Genomic DNA, 1,207 nt, shown 5'->3' with positions numbered 1-1,207 from the left:
TAAATAACCTGAGAGTACAAAAAATACAGTAACCCCTAAAAATCCTCCAGGCATCCAATTAAAATTAATATGATACAAAATAACACCTAGTATAGCTAGGCCCCTTAGACTGTCTAATCCAACCATATAACGACTATTTTTTTAAAAAGGTTTAGTCACCTACAATCACCTCTATTTCTTGGAAATTAGGTAAATAATAGCGGTATAAAATGCTATTAATTTCCTAAAATCGTATAAGCTAAACTATTAAATACACCATTTGGGAAGGCTTTTTTATTATAATTACATGCACAGTAATCAATACTTTATCACGTTATCTGTTTCTGTTGTAAAAATTTTTAAATTAGGTGTTTTTGCTCATCTCCCCGAAAAAGGGACATTTACTTAATTAAAAAGTACACTTTTTGATACGTTTTTACAGACGTATCAAGGACTGACATTGTGAATATGATCTATAATGAATATATAAAAGATTTCCCATAAAGAAACTTTATAAAAAAAGGTCTACTCATTACGAGCAGGCTCTCCATTTTCCTCACCCAGCCTACTTTATTTTAAGCTTCGGCTGCTTCTGTAAACGTTGGTACATAAGTAGAAAATAATAAAAATAATGATACTATAAGTCCTATGATTTTCTTCATACTCGCATCTCCTTATCAATTCATTAAAAAACCTTTTAATTATATATTAAGCTTTGATACTACCGAAATAATAAAAAAAAATATGCATAATTACATATTTCTCTTATTGATAGAATGTATGGTTCTGGTGTGAAAAATGATAAGTAAAAAAGAATCAAGGATTCCTAACGGAATCACCTGTTAAGCAGTTAATCCAAACAGCCGGTTCATAAAAATATTCCGATTTTGGACAGACTGGTCCTGCAAATCAATTTGTTCTTTTTTGAGCATATGCATGGCTTCAACACCACTCAATATAGCGGCTGATGTTTTGTATGATTTAAATCCCAACATAGAACAAGATCATCGCTTTTTTATAAAGCGATGATCTTGTTCTACTATGTTATTCAAGTACTTTTGTTGTCTAAGTTACATACCATCAGGTATGCTTTTTCTTACGATTAGTCAACCTGTATTTATAGATTTTTGAGGGATTGAGTACCAAAAATCTATATCACACATGTATCCACGTATAACGCATACTAAATACCCCTAATATGATTCTTTTTTTTACTAGGGGGAGGGGG

The 1,207-nt window shown here is 31.1% G+C and carries 1 protein-coding gene and 1 pseudogene; both read right to left on the bottom strand.

The genetic code is table 11. From position 1 onward, the window contains the following. The coding region (locus tag AC1DKZ_RS32740; RefSeq protein WP_476997966.1) for a hypothetical protein at positions 1-126 on the bottom strand (126 nt) is incomplete at its 3' end. 695 nt (positions 127-821) lie between these two features. Further along, positions 822-1,049 (bottom strand): annotated as a pseudogene (locus AC1DKZ_RS32735) (DDE-type integrase/transposase/recombinase); the annotation flags it as partial. Between the last annotated feature and the right edge of the window lie 158 nt (positions 1,050-1,207).

This window comes from Bacillus sp. 05T21 (genome assembly GCF_056396785.1).
This window is presented reverse-complemented; position numbering and strand designations above follow the sequence as displayed.